20 protein-coding genes are annotated in these 20,413 nt (G+C 67.5%); 12 read left to right on the forward strand and 8 right to left on the reverse strand.

Annotated features, from left to right (window positions below; all coding sequences use genetic code 11):
• Window positions 1-38: 38 nt before the first annotated feature.
• The 7 genes from OG332_RS20790 to OG332_RS20820 all read left to right on the forward strand — a co-directional run bounded on the left by OG332_RS20790 (window position 39) and on the right by OG332_RS20820 (window position 6,439).
• Complete coding sequence (locus OG332_RS20790) at window positions 39-239, forward strand: hypothetical protein (protein ID WP_327414881.1); 201 nt, start codon at window positions 39-41, stop codon at window positions 237-239.
• A gap of 106 nt (window positions 240-345) precedes the next feature.
• Complete coding sequence (locus OG332_RS20795; protein ID WP_327414882.1) at window positions 346-1,467, forward strand: sugar-transfer associated ATP-grasp domain-containing protein; 1,122 nt, start codon at window positions 346-348, stop codon at window positions 1,465-1,467.
• Between the two features lie 12 nt (window positions 1,468-1,479).
• Window positions 1,480-2,409, forward strand: a complete 930-nt coding sequence (locus OG332_RS20800; RefSeq protein ID WP_327414883.1) for a hypothetical protein — start codon at window positions 1,480-1,482, stop codon at window positions 2,407-2,409.
• Window positions 2,410-2,460: 51 nt separating this feature from the next.
• Window positions 2,461-3,840, forward strand: a complete 1,380-nt coding sequence (gene cysS, locus OG332_RS20805; protein ID WP_327414884.1) for a cysteine--tRNA ligase — start codon at window positions 2,461-2,463, stop codon at window positions 3,838-3,840.
• The gene (locus tag OG332_RS20810; protein WP_327414885.1) at window positions 3,837-4,406 is read left to right on the forward strand and encodes a 2OG-Fe(II) oxygenase; all 570 of its coding nucleotides are present in this window, start codon (window positions 3,837-3,839) and stop codon (window positions 4,404-4,406) included. The genes cysS and OG332_RS20810 overlap by 4 nt, the downstream gene beginning before the upstream one ends.
• 54 nt (window positions 4,407-4,460) lie before the next feature.
• Window positions 4,461-5,642: a serine hydrolase domain-containing protein gene (locus tag OG332_RS20815; protein ID WP_327414886.1), complete on the forward strand. Its 1,182-nt coding sequence runs from the start codon at window positions 4,461-4,463 to the stop codon at window positions 5,640-5,642.
• A 152-nt stretch (window positions 5,643-5,794) separates the two neighbouring features.
• Window positions 5,795-6,439, forward strand: a complete 645-nt coding sequence (locus OG332_RS20820; RefSeq protein WP_327414887.1) for a creatininase family protein — start codon at window positions 5,795-5,797, stop codon at window positions 6,437-6,439.
• Between the two features lie 80 nt (window positions 6,440-6,519).
• Here the strand turns inward: OG332_RS20820 and OG332_RS20825 are convergent, their stop codons facing one another.
• The 4 genes from OG332_RS20825 to OG332_RS20840 form a co-directional block, all read right to left on the reverse strand.
• Window positions 6,520-7,182, reverse strand: coding sequence for a group II intron maturase-specific domain-containing protein (locus OG332_RS20825; RefSeq protein WP_327411918.1), 663 nt, complete (start codon window positions 7,180-7,182; stop codon window positions 6,520-6,522).
• Window positions 7,082-8,836, reverse strand: coding sequence for a recombinase family protein (locus OG332_RS20830; protein WP_327411919.1), 1,755 nt, complete (start codon window positions 8,834-8,836; stop codon window positions 7,082-7,084). The genes OG332_RS20825 and OG332_RS20830 overlap by 101 nt, the downstream gene beginning before the upstream one ends.
• A gap of 132 nt (window positions 8,837-8,968) precedes the next feature.
• On the reverse strand, window positions 8,969-9,316 hold the full coding sequence (locus OG332_RS20835) for a hypothetical protein (RefSeq protein ID WP_327411920.1): 348 nt from the start codon (window positions 9,314-9,316) through the stop codon (window positions 8,969-8,971).
• 77 nt (window positions 9,317-9,393) lie between these two features.
• Complete coding sequence (locus tag OG332_RS20840) at window positions 9,394-10,035, reverse strand: reverse transcriptase domain-containing protein (RefSeq protein ID WP_327414888.1); 642 nt, start codon at window positions 10,033-10,035, stop codon at window positions 9,394-9,396.
• A gap of 868 nt (window positions 10,036-10,903) precedes the next feature.
• Here OG332_RS20840 and OG332_RS20845 point away from each other — a divergent pair.
• The 4 genes from OG332_RS20845 to OG332_RS20860 all read left to right on the forward strand — a co-directional run bounded on the left by OG332_RS20845 (window position 10,904) and on the right by OG332_RS20860 (window position 15,430).
• Entirely contained in the window at window positions 10,904-11,677 is a 774-nt protein-coding gene (locus OG332_RS20845) for a hypothetical protein (RefSeq protein WP_327414889.1), read from the forward strand.
• Between the two features lie 248 nt (window positions 11,678-11,925).
• Complete coding sequence (locus tag OG332_RS20850) at window positions 11,926-12,630, forward strand: hypothetical protein (protein ID WP_327414890.1); 705 nt, start codon at window positions 11,926-11,928, stop codon at window positions 12,628-12,630.
• Between the two features lie 524 nt (window positions 12,631-13,154).
• The gene (locus tag OG332_RS20855; RefSeq protein WP_327414891.1) at window positions 13,155-14,159 is read left to right on the forward strand and encodes a hypothetical protein; all 1,005 of its coding nucleotides are present in this window, start codon (window positions 13,155-13,157) and stop codon (window positions 14,157-14,159) included.
• A 66-nt stretch (window positions 14,160-14,225) separates the two neighbouring features.
• A protein-coding gene (locus OG332_RS20860; protein ID WP_327414892.1) for an IS3 family transposase occupies window positions 14,226-15,430 on the forward strand; the annotation gives its coding sequence in 2 pieces (ribosomal slippage) (window positions 14,226-14,466 and window positions 14,466-15,430; 1,206 coding nt in all).
• 464 nt (window positions 15,431-15,894) lie between these two features.
• Here OG332_RS20860 and OG332_RS20865 read toward each other — a convergent pair.
• The 4 genes from OG332_RS20865 to OG332_RS20880 form a co-directional block, all read right to left on the reverse strand.
• Window positions 15,895-16,131, reverse strand: coding sequence for a hypothetical protein (locus OG332_RS20865; RefSeq protein WP_327414893.1), 237 nt, complete (start codon window positions 16,129-16,131; stop codon window positions 15,895-15,897).
• A 185-nt stretch (window positions 16,132-16,316) separates the two neighbouring features.
• The gene (locus OG332_RS20870; RefSeq protein ID WP_327414894.1) at window positions 16,317-16,733 is read right to left on the reverse strand and encodes a prevent-host-death protein; all 417 of its coding nucleotides are present in this window, start codon (window positions 16,731-16,733) and stop codon (window positions 16,317-16,319) included.
• A 160-nt stretch (window positions 16,734-16,893) separates the two neighbouring features.
• Window positions 16,894-18,000, reverse strand: a complete 1,107-nt coding sequence (locus OG332_RS20875) for an endonuclease NucS domain-containing protein (protein WP_327414895.1) — start codon at window positions 17,998-18,000, stop codon at window positions 16,894-16,896.
• Window positions 18,001-18,784: 784 nt separating this feature from the next.
• Window positions 18,785-19,597: a VOC family protein gene (locus tag OG332_RS20880; RefSeq protein ID WP_327414896.1), complete on the reverse strand. Its 813-nt coding sequence runs from the start codon at window positions 19,595-19,597 to the stop codon at window positions 18,785-18,787.
• A gap of 114 nt (window positions 19,598-19,711) precedes the next feature.
• Between OG332_RS20880 and OG332_RS20885 the strand changes: the two genes are divergently transcribed.
• A complete protein-coding gene (locus OG332_RS20885) occupies window positions 19,712-20,314 on the forward strand; it encodes an HhH-GPD-type base excision DNA repair protein (protein WP_327414897.1) in 603 nt (200 codons plus the stop codon).
• The last annotated feature ends 99 nt before the right edge of the window (window positions 20,315-20,413 follow it).

The following is a 20,413-nucleotide window of genomic DNA, read 5'->3' on the forward strand; positions in this document are numbered from 1 at the left end:
TTCCGTCGCGGAGCGAGCGACCGCGAGGAGTCCGATCGGTGAATCCGGTCGACTCCGAAGGCCGGGAGGACCACCCCCTCCTTCACCGCCGGGTCCGCGACATCGCGAGCCGGGGCGAAGGGGAGCTGACCGAAGTCGTCCACGAGAGGCACGGCGGCCGGCTCATCCGCATCGCCTACATCCAGCCCGCGAACGGCATCGGCTGGTCGACCGCCGCCGACAACATCGGGCCCGCCTGATGAGGCAGCGCCTCGCTGTCCTGGCGTACGTAATCGCTGTTACCGCGCTCGTCGTCACGTTGGCCATCGCCGGAACCCCGGACCACTGAGAAATGGGAGGAGCACCATGAGACGTACCGCGAACCGCGGGTTCAACCACCGCCAGGCCGTGACCGAGGAGTGGTTCCGCACTCGGGTTCTTCCCCGCGTATCCGGAGTGCGGTTCCTCCCCTACCAGGTGCGGCAGCTGCGGAGCGAGCACCTTCCCGCAATGCTGCGCGATGAAGACCGGAAGAGCATGGCCCGGATCGCGGGGGACCTGGTGAAGGTCACCAAGCGGTGGCAGTGCCTGCCCTTCCACTACTTCCGCTACGGCGGATACCGGCGCGAGGTGTCCGCCGAACGAGCCTGCTCGTACCTGCCGGAGACGGCCCTGTTCCACCGGCTCCTTCCCCGCGTGAACCGGGACACGATCGACCTGGACGACAAGGCGTCCTGCAAGAAGATCCTCTCCGCGGCTGGCATCCCGCAGCCCACACTGATCGCGAGCGGCGACCACCGCGGCGGTGTGACGTCCGACGGTGAGGCGGTGTCGCTGCCGGACGTCCTCGATCGCGCTTCCGGCTTCGGGCGCGTGGTGGTCAAGCCCTCCCGCTACTCCAGTGGTGGATCCGGCGTCGTGATCGTGTGCCCTGGCGAGGACGGCTTCGACCTGTCGGCCTACGCGGAGCGGTGGGGTACGTGGCTGGTGGAGCAGCACGTGCCACAGCATCCCGACCTGGACGTGTTGAACCCGTACGCCCTCAACACGTTCCGCGTGATCACCCTGCTTCGTGACGGCGCCGCCGAGGTCCGGTACGTGATGTTGAAGCTCGGCGGCACCGACAGCACGACAGACAACTCGGCCGCCGGCGGCATGCAGATCCGAGTCCACCCAGACGGGCGACTCGACCGCCACGGCTATGACCGGTACCTGAACGCCCACACCCGCCACGGGGTCAGTTCGGTGCCGTTCGCCGACCACCGGATCTCCCGCATGACGGAGGTCCGAGAGCTGGCCGAGCGTTGTGCCCGCCTGTTCCCGCAGGTGCCCTTCATCGGCTGGGACATCGCACTCACGCCCAGCGGACCCGTGGTCATCGAGGGCAACAGCAGCCCTTCCCTCGCACACATCCAGCGCACCCACGGCGGTGTCGCGCTGGAGCTCGTCCCCGCGCTCCGCTCCGTGATGGATCGCCCGATCATCTGACCAGGAGTTCTCGTGGAAAACCTGAAAATGCAGGCCCGTGCCGCAGCCGGGGGTCTGCTCAACACGCTCAAAGCGATGCCCGAGGTCCAGGCGCTCTACGTCCTTTCCTCCTCGGCCGTCGCGCCGCGCAACGTCACCCGGTTCAGCACGGACTCCGACTTCGACCTGGCCGTCGTCCTCGACGTCCCGATCAAGGAGGACGAGTGGAGGCCGCGGCCGGCGGACACGTACGCCCTGGTCCGCGACCGGCTCCCTGCCTGGGTCCCGGAGTTCAGCTTCCACCTGCCGGTCCCCTGGGGGCGCATGGAGGTCAACGTCCATCAGCTCCTCTTCCAGTACGAGGCCGACCCGCGCACGACGTGGAACAGCGACAAGTGCGACGCCTACGGGAACAAGGGCGAGCCGCTGTTCGACCGCGAGAACGCCTTCGAGACGCTGATCTCCCACAAGACGCGGGAGCAGCTTGAACGGCTGGAGGGCGAGACCCACCGGCTGTACAACCGGATCACCTGGGACGTGCGTGAGATCCCGCTGCGCATGGCTCGGCGGGTCGGCGTGCCCACGGGCCACTTCGTCCTGTCGGGCGCGCTGGACGAGGTCGTCGACTGGATGTACGCCCGCTCGGGCCGGCTGCTGCCGAACATGAAGTGGAAGCTGTACTCCCTCGGCGCCCTCGGCCTGATCAGCGGCGAGCAGGAGAACCTGCTGATCGAGGCCCAGCAGTGCGACCCGCTGTCGATGGTCGACCTGGAGCGGCGATGCGAAGCCCTGGGGGAGTTCTGCCAGTCCGCCGGGATGGACCTAAGCACCGGCGCGATCGCGACCGTGCGGAAGGCTTACCAGCAGGCCAACCACCACCTTCTCGGGGACGAGGCAGCGGCTTTCGCCACCCTGCCATCCCCGGGATTCGTACCCTTCGGCGGGCGCGGCGGTTCCAGTTAGACGCTTATGTCCGGGCGTCAGTACGCTGCGTGATCCGCTTACACAGGAGGCATGATGTCGATCAAGGTCCACAACACGCTCACCAACCAGTCGGAGGAGTTCCGCCCCGAGCGGGAGGCCGAGGTGCGGATGTTCGTGTGCGGACCCACCGTCTACGGCCCGAGCCACGTCGGGCACGCGAAGACGTACACGCAGTTCGACTTCATCGCCCGGTACCTGGAAGTGAGCGGGTACAGGGTCACGTACCTCCAGAACATCACCGACGTCGATGACAAGATCATCCGGCGGTCGGCCGAGGAGGGCGTCCCGCCGGAGGAGATCGCGGCGCTCTTCGAGAAGCAGTACCTGGAGGACATGGCCGCGCTGGGGAACACTCGCGTCGACGTCCACGCGCGAGCCCACGACCACATTGACGGGATCGTGGACCAGATCAAGCGGCTGATCGAGCGAGGCCACGCCTACCAGCTCGACGACGGCTGGTACTTCGACCTGGCCTCGTTCCCCGCGTACGGCAAGCTCTCCGGCCGCACCGACCTGCGACCCGAGGACTCGGTGTCGCGGATCGACGACAACTCGAAGAAGCGCAACCCGGGCGACTTCGCGCTGTGGAAGGGCCGCAAGGACGGCGAGCCGTTCTGGGAGACCGAGCTGGGACCGGGCCGGCCGGGGTGGCACATCGAGGACACCGCGATCACGGAGACGTTCTTCGGACCCTCGTACGACCTGCACGGTGGGGCCGTGGACCTCATCTTCCCGCACCACGAGGCTGAGGTGGCCCAGATGGAAGCCGCCTCCGGGATCGAGCCGCTGGCCCGCTACTGGATGCACACCGGTCTGCTGCGCGTCGACGGCGAGAAAATGTCGAAGAGCACCGGGAACTTCCTCACCATCCGCGACGCCCTCGCCCGGACGGACTTCCGTACGCTGCGGCACGCTTTCCTCTCCCAGCACTACCGCTCCTCCATGGAGCTGAGCGACTCCACGCTGGAGCAGGCCCGAGGGGCACGCCGCCGGATCGAGAACTTCGCCCGGACCATCGACCCCGCGCACACGGACAGCCAGGCGAACGCCGCACGCGCCGCCGATGCCTGGAAGGAGATGCGTGAGCGCCTGGACGACGACTTCGACACCCCCGGCGCCCTCGCCGTCCTGTTCCAGTACATCCGCGAGCAGAACCGCATGGAGGAGCCGGCCGGCCCGGCCGCTATGCGGCTGATCGAGGACGTGAACAACCTCTTCGGCACCTTCGACATCAGCGGCCCCGCCCAGAGCGACGCCGCCGTCGACGAACTCGTGAAGGAGCGCGACCGGCTCCGTGCGGCGAAGAAGTTCGCCGAGGCCGACGCGATCCGAGACCAGCTCACCCAGCAGGGCGTGATCCTCGAGGACTCGCCCGAAGGAACCCGTTGGTGGAAGGAGCACACCTCATGACCTGGAAGAGCCGCTTACCGCTCGTCGTAGAGAGCGCGATCCCCCTCAGCCTCTGCGGAGCGCTGATGGACCACGTGAAGAACCACACCGCCCGCCCGCGTACCTACCAGGGCGTCATCGACGAATCGCTGCGCAAGAGCGAGTACGTCGAGATCCCGACGCACCTCGAAGAGGCGGTCATCTCGCACTGCGCCGCCCAATTGCGTGGCCACTTCGAGATCGCCCCGCAACGGATACCCACCCAGCCGGCGGTCGTCTACCGCTACGGCCCCGGCGTCGGCTTCGTCGCCCACCACGACGAGGTCACCGACATCGAACGCGAGCGGGCCCGTACCAACGGACAACCCGTCGTCGGCGGCGACCTCACCCTCGTGATCTGGCTCAACACCCCTGACTCCTACGGCGGCGGCGAGCTGTTCTTCGAGAACCCCGCCCAGGAGATCAAGCCGCCCTGCGGCACCCTGGTCGCCTTCCCGGCCACCCGCGACCACATCCACGGCGTACGGCCGATCACGAGCGGCGAACGCGTCACCCTCGTCGTACGCATCGATGCCGAACGCCTTTGAGAACAGCTCACTTGCCCTGCCAGAGCGGACAGCCAAGATGCCAGGATGAGCGGCATGACGACGATCGACGGTGAGGTAGCGCCCGGGTTCGAGCCGGTCCGCGAGGCGTTCATGGAGAACTTCACCCAGCACGGGGACATCGGCGCGGCCGTGTGCGTCTACTGGCACGGTCGGCCGGTGGTCGACCTGTGGGGTGGCGTCGCAGACCCCGAGACCGGCCGTCCGTGGACACGGGACACCCTGCAACTGGTCTACTCGGCGACCAAGGGAGCCACGGCGACCGCGGCGCACATGCTGGTCGAGCGCGGACTGCTGGACCTTGACGCGCCGGTGGCGAAGTACTGGCCGGAGTTCGCGGCGAACGGCAAGGCGGACATCCCCGTCCGCTGGCTCCTGTCCCACCAGGCCGGCCTGGTCGCCCTGGACCAACCGCTGCCGCTGGCAGAGGCACTGTCCTGGGAGCCCATGGCAGTAGCGCTGGCGGCGCAGCGTCCCCAGTGGACTCCAGGCACCGCACACGGGTACCACGGCCGAACCTGGGGCTGGCTGGTCGGCGAAGTGATCCGCCGGGCCTCCGGCCGCTCACCAGGCCGCTTCTTCGCCGACGAGATCGCGCGCCCGCTCGGACTGGACTTCTTCATCGGCCTGCCGGCGAGCAAGCGCGACCGGGTCAGCCGCATGGTGTACCGGCGACCGGCGGTAGACCTTACGGCGGTGCCGGCCGAGTCGGTCCCCGAGGAGCTCCGCGAACAGGTCGCCGCCTGGCGGGACCCGAACTCCTTCAGCAACCGGGCGTTCGCCGTCACCGACCCGGCCGCGATCGACTTCGACTCCCCCGAGGTACAGGCCGCAGAACTCCCATCCTCCAACGGCATCGGCACCGCACGGGCACTCGCGCGCATGTACGCCGCGCTGATCGGCGAGGTAGACGGCGTACGCCTGCTCGCCGAGGAGACCCTGTCCTCGGCGATCCAGGAGCAGGCCAACGGCCAGGACCAGGTCATGGTGATCCCGAGCCGATTCAGCACCGGATTCATGCTGCCCACGGAGGGTAACCTCATGACCGGCCCGAACGCCTTCGGCCACACCGGCCGCGGCGGCTCGCTCGGCTTCGCCGACCCCACACATGGCATCGCCTTCGGCTACGTCATGAACCACATCGTCAGCGGCTCGGACGATGCGCGCGCGGCTTTGCTGACCGAAGCAGTCCGGGAGTCGCTGGCTGCATCCGGGTGATCACGGGCTATACGGGCACGCGGCTGACCGGCTGACACGTTCCTGGCTCGCCCCCGCCGGGCCCCTTCAGCGCGGTAAACAGCAGTCAATTCAAGTGCCCAGTCACGGATCATGAGGAGCGTCGCCCCTGTAACCCGAGGAGAGGGAGTGTCGTGAGCCTGCTGCCGACCGCCACGAGCACCGACGTCCAGGAACAGCAACCCCGCATCGCGGTCCCACCCGTCGGCTCCTTCGAGCAGCACGGCCACCATCTCCCACTGATCACCGACACGGCCATCGCGTGCATCATCAGCCGGGACATAGCCGATGCCTACCTCGTTCACCTGCTGCCGCCGATCACGATGTCGTGCAGCCACGAGCACGCCGCTTTCCCTGGCACGGTCAGCATCAGCGCGAAGACCCTCTACGCCGTGATCGACGACATCCGCGCGTCCCTCGCCCGCTCGGGCATCCACAAGTTGGTGATCGTCAACGGTCACGGCGGGAACTACGTCCTGTCGAACGTGGTCCAGGAAGCCAACGTCGACGGCCCGGCGGTCTCCCTGTTCCCCCTCGGCCCCGACTGGGACCGCGCCCGCGAGTACGGCGGACTCGAGTCCGACAGGCACGCGGATATGCACGCCGGCGAGGTCGAGACGTCCATCCTGCTCCACGCAGCTCCCGAGCTAGTCCGCGAGGGCTCCGACGGCGCAGACCACGACGGCGGAGCACGTCCCTTCCTACTCGTACACGGAATGAGTGCATACACAGAAACCGGAGTGATCGGATTCCCCTCGCTTGCTTCTGCTATCGAGTAGCCGAGGGGGATCTCACCCCTCGGCCCTCACAGAACCGTGCTTAACAGTCTCCCGTTACACGGCTCTTGTCGTTCTGATCATCAGATCTCGCAGGCAGCAGTGGTGAGGCGCCAGTGCACGAACATCCGTGGGTACCGCTGCGCGATCTCCACGAGCTTCGCGTGGGCCTTCCGACGGCTTGCGAGCCGTTTGTACTTCTTGCGGATCCAGCGCACCAGGTAGGCGTTGATGCGCATCACGAAGGGGAACAGCTCCCACGGCCGGAAACGTCCGTAGTAGTTGATCCACCCCCCGACCACACGGTTGATCGTGCGGGCGAGGTCTCCGAAGGAGGTGCCGGTGCGGAGGTGCAGTTGCCATGAACGCACCTCGTGGCCGATCCGAGTCAGGGCTTCCCTGCTGATGGCCGGCTCGAACGACAGGAACTGCTTGCCGTGCCGATTCCGGCTCTTTCTGGGACGGAACGTGTACCCGAGGAACGTGAACGACGTGTGCTCGTAGGAGCCGCGCCGGTGCGAGTCCTTGCAGTAGACGATCCGGGTCTTGTCCGGGTGCAGCCGCAACCCGACTTCGACCAACCTGTCCCTGAGCGCGGCCAACACGTGGCGGGCCTGGCGCTCGGTGACGCAGTGCAACACCGCGTCATCCGCGTAGCGTTCGAACCAGACGGACGGGAACTCCCGGGCCATCCAGGTGTCGAACGCGTAGTGCAGGAACAGGTTCGCCAGGACGGGAGACACCACGCCCCCAACGCAATGGGTAACTCGGGCATGAGTCACCCTCCGTAGCGTCTTGATCTTGATGCTGGTCGTCGGCGGTGCGCTCACGCACGGGTATGCGGTGCCGGATGGTGATTTTCTCGGGTCCGACGAGGACGTCTTTGACGAGGAGCCGCAGGACGCGCTGGCGCTCGGGGACCTCGGCTGTCCCAGCGTTCTCTCGGAGCTGGGCGAGGAAGCCTTCGAGGTCGTCAGCGAGCTTGAGGTAGGCGTCGCGGTCGGCGAGCTGGGCGTCCAGCGCGTCGAGTTGGCCGCGCAGGTTGCTCTCCCGGGCCCGCAGGCCGGGCATCCGGGCCCGCAGTTCGTCGATGGTGACCAGCTGTTCCTGGAACGCTTCGATCATGCGTGTGATCGCTGCGGTGGCCTTGGCCAGGGCCAGTTCGAGACGGCTGCGCTGACGGGTGGCGGGGTCGGAGGTGCGGGCGCGGTCCAGCCGCTTGTCGATCTCGGAACGGATCAGGTGCGGGTCGGCGGTCATGCCGATGATGTGGTCCCAGACGACGGTGTCGAGGTAGTCGGCGCGGACGGGCTTGTTGGTGCAGACCCGGCCGCCCGCGTAGCGGTAGTCGTCGGAGCCCAGGCACCGGTAGTAGTAGATCTTCTTGCCGGAGGAAGTAGTGGTCGAGGTGCGGTAGTAGCCGTATCCGCAGCTCACGCAGGCCGACAACCCCTGAAGCAGGGAGGGGACCTTGCTGTTGCGCGAAGCGAAGCGCTTGTTGTCGGCGAGCCGCTGGGCGGCGCGTTCGAAGGTGGCCGGGGTGACGAGCGCGGGAACGGGGATGGTGATCCACTCCTCGCGGGGGCGGTCGGTGGTCTTGACGGCGCGCGGAGTGCTGCGGCCCTCCAGGCGGGCCCGGCGGTTGAGGCCCGGGGACTCGTGGAGGATCTGGGTCTTGCCGAAGGCTGCCTGCCCTGCGTAGGCGGGGTTGCGGAGCATGCCCCAGATGACGCTTCGGTCCCAGCGGGTCTTGCCGGTGCGGGTGGGAGTGCCGCTGCCGGTGAGCCAGCGGGTCAGGTCCGCGATGGAGGCCCCGTCGTCGGTGTAGCGGCGGAACAGCTCGACCACCAGCGCCGCCTCGGACTCGACGATCTCGTAGGTGGCCCCGCACTCGGGGGTCTTGCGCAGGTAGCGGTAACCGAACGGGGCTCCGCCCAGCACGTTCACTGCCCCCGAGCGCGCCCGGTAGGTCTTCCCGCGCCGGTAGCGTTCCATCAGCTGGGCCTTCTCGTACTCGGCGAACATGCCCTGGAACTGGACCATCAGCTGGTCCTCGGGAGTGTCGCCGCGTGGGCCGCGCACGAACTCCACCCGGGTGCCGGCCCGGGCGAACTCCTCGATCAGCAGGGCCTGGTAAGCGAACTTGCGGGCGAGGCGGTCGGGCGCGTAGCACAGCACCACATCCACGCCGACCTGGGCGACCAGGTCGCGCAGCCGCTCCAGCGCGGGCCGCACCAAGGTCGCCCCGGAGTGCCCCTCGTCCTCGAACACCCACTCCTCGGGCAGCTCAAGATGCGCGGTGGCGGCGTGCGCGCGCAGGGCCGCGGTCTGCGAGCCGATCGTCTGGTCCTTCTTCTGCCGGGCCGAGGACACCCGGGCGTAGATCGCCACGCTGGTCATCGCTCACTCCTGCCTGCTCCAGGCGATCCCGTATCCGGGCTCGCCGCTGCGGAACCAACGCCGCGTAGGCCGCGGACAAGTCCGCCGCCGCATGACGGTCGAAGACCGCCTCCACCTCCACCGGCCGGCCGCTCACCTGCCTGGCCGCCCCTCCGGGGCACCCCGCTCAAGGAACTCGGCCAGGGCCTGGGCCACCACCGCGGAGATCGCCCGGTCACTCTCGTGGGCACGGGCGCGGATCTGTCCTGCCAGCGATTCCGGCAGCTTGACAGTGAACACCACGCTTGACTCGGGGACTTCGAGATGTCCAGCGGCCATGGCCTGCTCCAGATACCGGCGTGCCTGACGCACCGACACCCCGTACCTACTTGCCAACGTGCGGGCGGCTGCGGCCACGGGCACACCCGCCCCGACCAGATCCGCGGCGGCGTTGACCCGCCGGGCGTACTCGACGCTATCGACACGATCACCACGCACCATGTCACAAACCTACTACCCATTGTGACACCCCTTACCCTCCGCTCGAGGAGTGAGTTCCAAGCGCCGGTAGCCGAGCGTCACCTCGAAGCAGAAGTTGCCCATTGCGTTGGGAGCGTGACGGGGGCCCCTTGTGGGGTTCCGCGTTCCCGTTCCAGCAGGGAGCCATCGGGCATGGCGAGCGGGGCGGCGAGCCACCGCCGCACGTACAAGTTCACCCAGACGGCGTCGGTGTGCGCTTCCACCGCCTTGACCAGCAGGTCCCAGGGCACGCTGTCGAAGAACTTGGCGATGTCGAACTCCACCACCCAGTCCCGCTTCCAACTTCGTTCCCGGCACCTTTCCACCGCGTCCAAGGCGGACCGTCCTGGCCGGTATCCGTAGCTGTCCGGGTGGAAAACAGGGTCCACCCTTCGCACCAGATGCCGGGCCACAACGGTCTGAGCCACTCGGTCGGCGACAGCGGGAATGCCAAGCATTCTCGTGCCGCCTCCATTCGGCTTGGGGATTTCCACCGCACGCATCGGCGGCGGAAAGTACGAGCCCGATGACATCCGGTTCCAGACCTTATAGAGGTTGCTCTTCAAGTCCTTCTCGAAGTCGTCGATGCTCTGTCCGTCCACGCCAGGTGCGCCCCTATGTGACTTGACTTCCTCCCACGCCTCCTTGACTTCCCACTTCGAAATATCAAACGGCTTGATCTGAGACTTCAACTGGCCCATCGCACTCCTCCCGGGCTGTCGCCCGGTTGATGTGATCAACTCAGTCACAAACGACCCGGCCCCTTCGCTCCACCCCCGCTACAGGGGCTTCATCACTACTACGGACCGGTCTGCCAGCAGGCTCCGCGTCGGTACTCGACCCCTTACGGTGTCCTCCGCTTGGGGCACTCCCTCTCCCCCGACCTTGCGTCAGGGCGTATCGGACCTGCCTTCTCCTGTTCCATGCGAGAGCCGCAGACCGGACTCACGTCGCCTACATGCCGGACACCACCTGGCCAATAGACGGGCACCCGCCAGGCTCATCCCGGAGTTCTTGACACACCCCGGTTTCGATGTCGTCTGGTTTCCTTACGACACGTCAGCAGCGATTCACTTGCGTTCGTCTTTCCGGTCCCCACCTGACGCCTCCTACGACGCCTTTTCCTCATCGCTCACCACGACAGTCTTCAGCTAACGCAGCATGAGGCGGTTTGGAGCCTCCCCCCGCAGGGCGGCTCCGAAGGGCCACGAAACCTTCATCTCTCGCACAGCATCACTTCTGGAAATCGCTCCTACATGCAACTTCCTTTCATGTTCAGGACACACGGCAAGGGGAAAGCCGTCCTGGAAAGCCTTCGCGAGAGCTTCGCCGATCACCTCAACATGCTGCGCACAGCTGATTAAAGCGACATAACCCGGGTAGTTCGGGGATCCGAGCCTTCGAGCAGTAAGACCACCTACGCGCCGCCGAGAGGAGCCAGTTGAAGCCGTCGTACGACAGACTTCGTTCCCGAGCGAACCGGACTCAGCAGGCTGAGAGCGCCCTCACTCGCGCCCTTGCCAAGGCACCCACCAACCAGCGACAACTCGCAGACGGGCGCGACAAGGCATGAACTACGCCGACTTACTTCTGCCTGAGCCCGGCCAGTACATCAACGAGAAGCAGCTCGCCGATACCGTCCTCGGCCAGCTGATGCCGCACTTCCACATTCAGCGCGAAGTCCCCGGACGGCACCCGACCGGCAAGGCCCTGCGTCTGGACGCCGTTCTCCGGCCCCGCGACCCTGGGCCCTGGTTCGACGACGACCCGGTGTTCGGCGTCGAGTTCAAGCTCCCGGCCAGCTCCAACGGGTACCGCGACGACGCCGCACAGATCCGTCAAGCTGCCGACTACACCTACTGCGAGTTCGATGGCCATGGCCGCCTCGGGATATTTCTGTGCCCCTCCCCAGTCCTAGGGAAGTTGCAGAGCGCTCAGGATGTCATGGCTCGCCATACGAACCGCGTTGCTGAGGAGGGCACGATCGAGTACCACAGCAAGCGGGTGGCGTCGTTTTGGCGTGCGAGAGGGCGAGTTTTCACTAACGCCGAGTTGGACGCCGAGGCACAGACAGAGCGGTGGAAGGCGAGGAAGCGACTGGAGGCGATCGAAGCTGGCGCTCGCGCTGAAGGGTTCAGCAGCGCTACCCACCGCGAACAGCATCGCCTTCTGGACCAGGCCGGGTTCCTGGTCCGAATGATGGGTGGGTTCGGTGTCGGGGAGCTGATGTTGCATCGCACTTTTGGCTGGACCCTGCTCCGCTCAGGAGATCGGCTGTGGAGTCAGCTGGGCGAGCCCGTTCGACGCCGCACCAGTCTCCGGCCTCGGCTCGGATCGCAGTAGAGGTAGCCACCAGCGGCTCCGCCACCTTGGCGCCTTCCGCATGGATCGGTTGGCCAGCGTGACCGGGCGAAGGGGTGGCTCGTTCATCAAGGCGGGTCGCCTAGTGACGGCCTCGGTCCAGCTGACGTGGCCCGTGATCACGTCCAGCGCTCACGACCCGAAGACGCCCCGCGGCATCACTCAGTCGACTCGCCTGACCACACCCCAGCGGGCGCCGGGTCACGGGGCCGCCGCCGGACGGGAATCGCGTGACTCGCCGCCAAGCCGAGAAGAACGCCACACGTGCACGCCAAGAGACAACGGGGCAGCCCTACCAGGCCGCCCTAAAGGACCTCCGCGACGAGCGGCTCGCCCACCGCGAAGGCGCGATCAGCCAGCCTCCCTGGGCGCCGGCCGGCGACGGACCCGTACCGAGCGAGCTGTCAGGGCTCGTCCGCTTCCACGCAGACGTCATCTGCCGCTACCTCAACGACGCGATCCATCGCGCCCGCTACACGAGCCTGCCGTTCTACGAGTGGCAGCGCATGACGCTGTACCACCTGACCGACGCCCTGGAACACCTGAACCTCCTCATCGGCACGGTTACGGCCTACCTGCAGGAACAGCGTGTCGCCCCCGGACAGATCCGGTCCCACCTGCAGGTAAGTAGCGACAACGCAGTCCAGGCGTTCATCACGCCCAGTGCTGTGGCCCACCTCGCCGGGCTGACGGGCAAGACCTCCACGGAGGGCCGGCCCAGTGTCTGGCACAACGTCGGCGCGTCCATCGCCGACGGCACCGGGTGGGCGTGTCCAGAGCGCGAGGACGCGCTCGAAGCCGCACTCGCCGCCCTCTATGGCAACCATCCAGATGACGAGCAAGCGTTCGACAACCTGCCAGCTCCTCTCAAGGAGCGAGCCTTGGCCCTCAACGAACTCCTCCGGACCTTCACCGACCCACCGAGCACGACATAGCTGGTCCGCCAGCCGGTCCTGGCGAAGGTTTCGCGTGGCGCCCGCGGGGCGCTGACCAGCAACGTCTGGCGGTTCTCTGGTCTCAGTTCTGGTCTCATTCACCCCCGTCCGGGGGCGTCTGGACGGGGTCGCCCCGAACGCTCCGCCGCAGGTCAGGACGCCCCTGACCCCCTCCGGACAGCCATACGAACATTTGGAAAGCGTGTTGGGGGCAACCCCTCACGAGTTCGAATCTCGTATCCTCCGCAGCCGCCTGAACAGGCGAAACGAAGAACCCGGACCGCTCCAGCGGCCGGGTTCTTCGGCATGCCCTGGTCTCATTTGCAGTCTCGTTCATCTCCGGCATTCGCGACATTTCGCGCACCGTGCCGGGATCATGCGCGATCCGGCTCATCAGCAGCTCGGTCTCCGTGGGTGAACTCCCCACCGAGTGCCGACGGAGAACCCGTCGAATGCGCCATCCTTGGCTCCGCCCGGGCCTGCTCCGGCCCGAGCCGTGTTCCCGGCCTCGCGAGGTGTTCCCCATGACGTCCCGATCCACGCTGACGGCCTGGCTGGCCGGACTCGACGCCCCGCGGCTGGCACGCGTACTCGGGATACGGAAGGACGCCGTGGCGCCACCGGAGCCACGTTCCATGGAGGAGTTGGCGGAACGCCTTCTGCGGCCCGGCTCGGTCGCGCTCGTCCTGCCGCAGCTGGCCCTGCCGCACCTCCAAGCGGCCGAGGCCCTGGCCGCCTTGGGAACGCCCTTGTCGCGCGGCGACCTGGCGAGGGCGCTGGGAGCGACGGCGCCCACTGTCGCTCGGGCGCTGGACGGCGTGCTGGTGGCTCTGGCCGATCACGCTCTGGTCTGGCCGGACGGCGATGGGAAGCTCGCCATGGCCGCACCGCTGCGGCAGGCGTGGGACGCGCCACTGGGTCTTGACGCTCCATTGGACGAGCTGCTGGAGAGTGTGACCTCCGAGGAGCTGCGCGGCATGCTCGTGGCACTGGGCATCAAGCCGCCCGGCACGCGGCAACAGCGCACGACCGCCGTCCTGGAACACCATGGCGATCAGCAACGCGTCGCCGCAGTGATCGCCAAGGCTCCTTCGGCCACCCGCCGGCTGCTTGAGCGCCGGGCGAAGTCCGCACCGCGACACACGGAGTTCGTCGTGTTCGGAGCCCCCGGGGCCGACTCGCCGGGCGAGCGATGGGCCCTGGACCGGGGGCTCCTGGTCCGGAACCGCCATGGGTACGGGCAGGCCCGTATGCCCGCCGAGGTGACACTCGCGCTGCGCGGGCCGGGCTGGTCGGCCCCGTTCGAGCCCTTCCCGCCCGTCGCGGAGCCGGTGTCCGTCACCGCCGTGGAGGTGGATCGGGAGTCGATGGCGGCGGCTGCGGCGTTCGCGGCACAGGCTGCCTCGGTCCTGTCCGCCTCCTCGTCCGCTCCGCCGGCCAAGCTCAAGTCCGGTGGGATCGGCGCACGTGAACTGGCCAGAATCGCCAAGGCGGCGCAGGCCGACGGCGCTGTCGTACGCATCACCTGAGGCGACTCCCGTGGTGTGGACACACCTGACAATGGATCTTGGTGATCCTGGAAGGTGTAGATCCACATGGCACGGCCCTCGAAGTACAGTGCGGAGTTCCGGTCCGACGCGATCGCGTTGTGGCGGGCCTCGGCTGGCAGGCGGACGTTCAAGGACGTCGCGGTCGATCTGAATGTCAACCCCGAGACACTGCGGACCTGGGTGCGTGACGCCGACAGGTCTCCGGCCGCTGCCGGCACGTCGCAGGACACCGAGGCCGAGCTGGCCCGGTTGCGGGCGGAGAACGCCCGGCTGGCCAAGGCGGAGAAGGAATGGCAGCTCGAGCGGGAGATCCTGCGCCGGGCAGCGGCGTATTTCGCCCGGGAGATGAAGTGAAGACCGCCGCTTGGGACTTCATCTCCGCCCACGCCGAGAGGTTCGGCATCAAGCGGATATGCCGGGTCCTGGAAGTCTCCCGCTCCGGCTACTACCGGTGGACCGCCGACGCGGAAGCTCGAACCGTACGGCAGGCTGAGGAGGACGCCCTGGTCGCCGAGATCAGAGAGATCCATGCCGAACACCGCGGGAACTACGGCGCGCTTCGCGTCCATGCCGAACTGCGCGGCTTCGGCCATACAGTCAACCGCAAGCGGGTCGCCAGGCTGATGCGCAAGAACGGCATCGTCGGCCGTCACCTGCGCAAGAAGAAGCGCACCACCATCGCGGACCGTCTGGCCCCGCCGGTGTCGGACCTGGTCCAGCGGGACTTCACCGCTGGCGCGCTGGACGAGAAGTGGTGCGGTGACATCACATACGTGCAGGTCGGCGCCACGTGGCTCTACCTCGCCTGCGTCATTGACATCCGCTCGCGCCGGGTGCTCGGCTACTCGATGGCCCCACACATGCGGGCCGGCCTCGTCATCGACGCGCTCCAGGCCGCGGTCACGGCCCGCGGCGGCGAAGTCACCGGGGTGATCTTCCACGCGGACCGCGGATCGCAATATACGTCGGCCGCGTTCGCCCAGGTCTGCGACCGGTACGACATCCGCAGGAGCATGGGCAGAGTCGGCTCGAGCTATGACAACGCCCTGGCCGAGAGTTTCTGGCAGGGACTGAAGCGAGAAACGATGTACGGGAAGCTGTTCTTGACGATGCAACAGGCGAGGCTGGAGATCTTCCAGTGGCTCACCTACTACAACGCCCGCCGCCGTCATAGCGCGCTGGGCTACCTCTCCCCAATGGAGTTCGAACAACAGCACCACAGGACAGGTAAACTCCAACTCGCAGCATGAACCCCTGTGTCCACACTCCGGGGGTCACCTCACTCATTCGCCCCCGTCCGGGGCTGTTCGGACGGGGGCGACCCGGACGCTCCACAGCGGGTCAGGACGGGTACGACCTCAGCCGGACGGGCGTACGAACATGTGGAAAGCGTGTTGGGGGCAACCCCTCACGAGTTCAATCTCGTATCCTCCGCCAGTGCCTCACCGGGCACTTGAAGGCCCCGACCGGGAAACCGGCCGGGGCCTTCTGCGTTCCCTGGTTGCAGTTTTGGTTGCACTTGTATCTGACATTTCACCCATTTCGCCTAGATGCACGCTGGTCTCTGGGGTGGCACGCCACCCGCCCAGACTCTCCGGCGTAGGTACCCGGCGCCTCTCCAGCCCGTGGGAGCCACAGGGGGGCCGACCCGCTCCCGAGCCCCACAGACGACGCGGCGGTCCGTGCGGGGCAGGTGCGGACTCCGCTCGCCGCATCACGTGCCGTCTATCCAGTACCGCTGAAGACGGGCCACGGCATCCTCCTTGGTCAGCTCGGAGACCGCCGCCTCCGAGAGACCGACCCGGCGGATCAGCAGATAGACCAGATCCGCCGGCAGTGACTCCTTCGGCGCGGGCGGTGCTCCCCGGTCGGGGAGCCTGCCGTCGATCACGCAACCCCAGAACTCATTTTCGGTGACATCCAGCTGATCGCGAAGGATGTGGCTCCACATCGCGGCACCGTAGACCGTGCGATCGACCGGGTGTGAGATGCGGGTCCGCAGGATGCGTCCGTCGTGCAGGGTCAGCTCGTAGGTGACGTGATGCGTACCTGTACGCCCACGAGCGTCCCGCACTCGCTCCCACCCCTCGACGACACAGAACCGGTCATGCCGCTCACGGTCTGGCTGCGGTCGACTCACCGCTGCGCTCCCACCAGCCAGTCAGCCAGCTGACGGTCGTCGCTCAAGGCAATCAGCTGCACCAGGCCCCAGTTGTCCTGGTGATTGGGGGCCAACCGCAGCCGCTCCTGCCAGTCGTCGGCATACTCCCGCAGAGCGTCGACCATCTCGTTCACGGCCCCGTCGAAGCTGGATGCATCGGCCGCGACAGGGAGCCCTGGGATGAAGATCGCCCACCCGTCCGCTTCCGCAACGACCTCAGCCTTGGATGGGCATACCGAGGACAGGTACCGGCGAAGTCGTTCAACATCCACGACCGCAGCGCACCCGGCCGCTCGACGCACGGTCGCGACCCGCCCCTCGCCCGCGGCGTCGAGGAGCTCTTTCAGGTGCGTACGCGCTTCGGTGTAGTTCTCGTAGTGCACTGCGGACATGGCGACCTCCGTTGGGGCTCCAGAGGACCAGAGTGCTCCTACGCGATAAGTACGTCAAGTACGTAGAGTACTTATCCTGCCCTGCTCACACCTATGAGCAGCGTCGGAGCAAACCCCTCGCCGCGCTCCGTTTCACGCACCTCATCGGCTCACATCGCCGTCAACCTATGCCGAAGTGCCGGGAGACCTCGTCGATCGTGAAGTGGGCGCGGAGCTTGCAGGCGGTGTTCTGGTTGGCGAAGAAGCCTGTCCGCCACAACGCCTTCTCGCGTGGCACGGCCTGCTCCCAGTCAACCGGAACGACCCATTCGCGACGATCCTCCCTGTCAGTCTCCTCTGCCGCACCGCCGTGCGGTCGGTAGCTTCCTTTGAGTGAAAGGTCGGCCATCCGTCGACTCTCGCCGGCAACGGTGAGTACGGCGTCTTGGAAGGGCTTGGGCTCGCCGGAGACCGTGCCCACACCCACGTACCCCACCTTGGGAATGTGGGTGAATACCCGCGCCCCTGAGGGCAGGGAACGGAGCGTTCGGGAGAACCAGTCCCCGCCGCCGGCCGACACGAAGCCGTACTGAAGCGCGTCATCCCAGCTCCGCCCGCCGGGCTCATCACCGAAGGAGACGTACCAGTCCGTGCCGTTCCATGGCTCCTGCTTCCCACGTCCCTTCGTTCCCGCCACCGGCGCCACTGCCTCGGCCTCGTCCATCAGCCAGGTGCGCGCCAGATAGGAGCGACCCTCGTCCTCGAAGTAACGGAAGAACAGCACGTTGACGGGAACCCGGTAGCCGGACGCCAGGTAGGTGACGATCCGCTCGGTCGCCGCGTCGATCTCACTCGCGACCACTGTGAGGGTGTGGCTGCTGTTCAGCACCTCCGGCGGGCTGCCGCCGAATCGCAGCGCGAATGCCTCGTCCAGCTCCTCCACCAGCCCGCGGCTCCGGGCGTACCTCGTGTAGATCTCGCGCACTTGCTCGTTGGCGAGCTCCTGGACCCACGAGCCGTAGTCGAGAACCTGTGCAACTACCTCCCGCGGAGTGCGGTCCCGTTTGAGCTCCAGAACATGCAGGCCCCCCTCGGAGTCCATGCCGAGCAAGTCGACGTACTTGCCGTGGTCCGTCTGCACCTGCCGACCGATCAGCAGGAGCGGCCTCCCCAATATTTCCGGATCGGCCTCTATGAGCTCCTCCAGCCTCGACTCCATAGGCATCGTCCGCGTAGCGACCCGCACCGGCCGGTCGTCCACCCGCCACAACCCGAACTCCAGCGGCATCACGCGCTCCCCCACACGGTCCGATACACCCGAACGAGTCAAGCAGATCCTTGAGACAACGAGGCCCTGAATGTGGGCACGAAAGGGAGGCGGCAACGGCCAGTCGGGCGGACCATGGTTGCAGTTCCGGTTGCATTCACCAGCGTTCAGCCGCGTCCGGAGGCCCCTCCGCTAACCGTTCCGCCGCAGGTCAGGACGCCCCCGACCCCACCCGGACCCCCGGACCCCCGGACGAACATTTGGAAAGCGTGTTGGGGGCAACCCCTCACGAGTTCAATCTCGTATCCTCCGCCAGTGCCTCACCGGGCACTTGAAGGCCCCGACCGGGAAACCGGCCGGGGCCTTCTGCGTTCCCCGGGTCGTCGGGTCCCCACACGGGACGGGGCGGTGTTCGAGCGGCAGCCCTTGGCACGGGGCCGCGCGGATCTCCGGCTTGATCCCGGCCTCCGGCGTCAGACCTTCCTCGCCTGCGGCGATCACGGGCGTCATGGCGGGGGGGGCACGGGCGACGACGGCACCGGTGAGGGCGAGAGCATCGGCGAAGACACGGGTGAGGGCAGTGCCTTCGGCGACAACGGCGGCGCCGGGGGCAGCGTGCACGAGGCCGCCGCCAGCATCGCCGGCCCGCATCGCGCCGCCGCCACGACCGTCCCACGTCTCATGAGTTCCGCCCCCGCACCGCTCGAACGTACGTATAGGGAGCGAGGTTTGCCGGGTCGTGCGGCGGCGCGGACCGGCGGGCCGCGCCATCCGCGACCCGCCTCCGCGCCCACGCGTGTTCGGCTCAGCCGAAGGAGGGCATCTCCCCGAACGTCGTCGACATGTCGATCACCGCGAAGGCGGCGCCCTGCGGGTCGGTGACCGCCGCGAAGCGGCCGAACGGGCTGTCCATCGGGCCGAAGTGCAGCTTTCCGCCGTGCTTCTTCGTCTTCTCGACCGCCTCGTCGCAGTTCGGGACCCCGAAGTAGATCTGGATGTACGGCGGAAGGTCCGCCGGGAAGTCGTCGTCCATCTTCATCCGGCCGAGCACCGGGTTCCCACCGCCGCCGACGCTGAAGACCTTGAAGTCCATGTCCGCCGTCTCGGGGTCGTCGCCCGGGTCCATCTGCTGGACGCCGTACGGGAAGACCTGCGGGAGGAACGCGTCCGGCTTGGCCGGTTCCCGGGTGAAGACCTCCGCCCAGGCGTACGAGCCGGCCTCGCCCATCTTCTCGAAGCCCTTGTGGTCGCCCGGCTGCCAGACGCCGAAAACGGCGCCGCTCGGCTCCTTCGCGATCAGCATCGTGCCGAAGGTGCCCACCTGCATCGGGCCCATCAGCACCTCGCCGCCGGCCGAGGTGATCTTCCCGGCCGTGGCCGCCGCGTCGGGAGAGGCGAAGTACAGACACCACTGGGAGGGGGCGTCGAGCCCCGGCATCGGCGGCACGACGGCCGCCACGGCCTTGCCGTCGGAATAGGCCTGCGTGTAGTTGCCGTACTCGCTGCTGGCTTCACCGAAGGTCCAGCCCAGCACGTCGCCGTAGAAGGTCTTGGCACCTTCCACATCGGTGAACATCGCGTCCACCCAGCACGGCGCGCCCTCGGAGAACTCAAGCATGATCGATCGACTCCTCGCTCGTACCCGTCGTCTCGTACCCGTCGTCTCGTACTCACGCTAGGCGCGCGGTGTGCCGACCGCGCGGGGAACGCGGCCACGCGGGACGCTGGTGCCATGGACAAGGACATCACCATCCGGCTGGCGCAGCAGCCGGAGGCCGACGCGCTGCTCGGCCGGAGCCCGCTCGCCGCGCTCGTCGGGATGCTGCTGGACCAGCAGGTACCGATGGAGTGGGCGTTCTCGGGGCCCTGGACGATCGCCCAGCGGATGGGCGCCGACGATCTGGACGCCCACGCCATCGCCGCGTACGACCCGGAGGCCTTCGCCGCCCTGCTCTCCGAGAAGCCCGCCGTGCACCGGTATCCGGGGTCGATGGCGACGCGGATCCAGCAGCTGTGCACGTACCTGGTGGAGCACTACGGCGGGAACGCCGAGGCGGTCTGGGCCGATGCCGCAACGGGCCGGGAACTGCTGAAGCGGCTCAAGGCGCTGCCGGGCTTCGGGGAGCAGAAGGCGCAAGTCTTCCTCGCCCTGCTGGGCAAGCGGTTCGGGGTACGGCCGACGGGGTGGCGGGAGGCCGCGGGCGGGTACGGCCCGGCGAACGTCTACCGTTCGGCGGCCGACATCACAGGCCCGGAGTCGCTGGCCAAAGTGCGGGCGCACAAGCAGGAGATGAAAGCTGCCGCCAAGGCCGCGAAGGCCGCCGGCGGGTCCTGATCCGGCTGCCGGTCGATCTGCCCGTCAAGCTCCTGACCAGCGGATCGACCGGCAGGTCGACGGGCGGGCCGAGCAGTGCACCGACCAGCGGAAGAGATC

Origin of the sequence: Streptomyces sp. NBC_01233, from assembly GCF_035989305.1 — a bacterium.
In the GTDB taxonomy this organism is placed as follows: domain Bacteria; phylum Actinomycetota; class Actinomycetes; order Streptomycetales; family Streptomycetaceae; genus Streptomyces.

Coding starts and splice junctions, on each gene's coding strand:
- OG332_RS20830 (WP_327411919.1), bottom strand. CDS start 8,836: ATGACCAGCGTGGCGATCTACGCCCGGGTGTCCTCGGCCCGGCAGAAG.
- OG332_RS20815 (WP_327414886.1), top strand. CDS start 4,461: ATGACGACGATCGACGGTGAGGTAGCGCCCGGGTTCGAGCCGGTCCGC.
- OG332_RS20870 (WP_327414894.1), bottom strand. CDS start 16,733: ATGTCCGCAGTGCACTACGAGAACTACACCGAAGCGCGTACGCACCTG.
- OG332_RS20845 (WP_327414889.1), top strand. CDS start 10,904: ATGAACTACGCCGACTTACTTCTGCCTGAGCCCGGCCAGTACATCAAC.
- OG332_RS20855 (WP_327414891.1), top strand. CDS start 13,155: ATGACGTCCCGATCCACGCTGACGGCCTGGCTGGCCGGACTCGACGCC.
- OG332_RS20795 (WP_327414882.1), top strand. CDS start 346: ATGAGACGTACCGCGAACCGCGGGTTCAACCACCGCCAGGCCGTGACC.
- OG332_RS20875 (WP_327414895.1), bottom strand. CDS start 18,000: ATGCCGCTGGAGTTCGGGTTGTGGCGGGTGGACGACCGGCCGGTGCGG.
- OG332_RS20880 (WP_327414896.1), bottom strand. CDS start 19,597: ATGCTTGAGTTCTCCGAGGGCGCGCCGTGCTGGGTGGACGCGATGTTC.
- OG332_RS20840 (WP_327414888.1), bottom strand. CDS start 10,035: ATGGGCCAGTTGAAGTCTCAGATCAAGCCGTTTGATATTTCGAAGTGG.
- OG332_RS20810 (WP_327414885.1), top strand. CDS start 3,837: ATGACCTGGAAGAGCCGCTTACCGCTCGTCGTAGAGAGCGCGATCCCC.
- OG332_RS20865 (WP_327414893.1), bottom strand. CDS start 16,131: ATGTGGAGCCACATCCTTCGCGATCAGCTGGATGTCACCGAAAATGAG.
- OG332_RS20885 (WP_327414897.1), top strand. CDS start 19,712: ATGGACAAGGACATCACCATCCGGCTGGCGCAGCAGCCGGAGGCCGAC.
- OG332_RS20835 (WP_327411920.1), bottom strand. CDS start 9,316: ATGGTGCGTGGTGATCGTGTCGATAGCGTCGAGTACGCCCGGCGGGTC.
- cysS (WP_327414884.1), top strand. CDS start 2,461: ATGATGTCGATCAAGGTCCACAACACGCTCACCAACCAGTCGGAGGAG.